Origin of the sequence: Pseudomonas oryzihabitans (assembly GCF_032027545.1) — a bacterium.
Taxonomy (GTDB): Bacteria; Pseudomonadota; Gammaproteobacteria; order Pseudomonadales; family Pseudomonadaceae; genus Chryseomonas; species Chryseomonas oryzihabitans_F.
The window spans coordinates 1-299 of sequence record NZ_JAVSJB010000127.1 but is presented as its reverse complement, the minus strand read 5'-3'; the positions used below and the strand labels follow the sequence as shown (position 1 = coordinate 299).

Here is a 299-nt window from a genome sequence, read left to right as displayed (position 1 = left end):
GCGATTTCTCCCGCTCCAAGCGATTGATCCGCGCTTCCAGCTCCTGGATCCTCTGCTGCTCGGGCGTAAGGGCCTTGCTCGCCGGTGTGACTCCGCCGCGCTCTGCCTGCAGTTGATTGACCCAGCGGCGTAGTGCCGACTCGACCAGCCCCAGCGAGCGAGCTGCTTCGATACAGCTGTAGCCCTGATCCAACACCAGGCTTGCGGCCTCGCGCTTGAACTCGGGCGTGAAAGAACGACGTTGTTTGCTCATGGAACACCTCTGTGTGGCGATCATCTTCGCCTAAAAAGGTGTCCGG

The 299-nt window shown here is 61.2% G+C and carries 1 protein-coding gene; it reads right to left on the bottom strand.

From position 1 onward, the window contains the following. A partial coding sequence (locus RND78_RS28015) for a transposase (RefSeq protein WP_312733507.1) occupies nucleotides 1-253 on the bottom strand: 253 nt, incomplete at its 3' end. Nucleotides 254-299 lie beyond the last annotated feature (46 nt).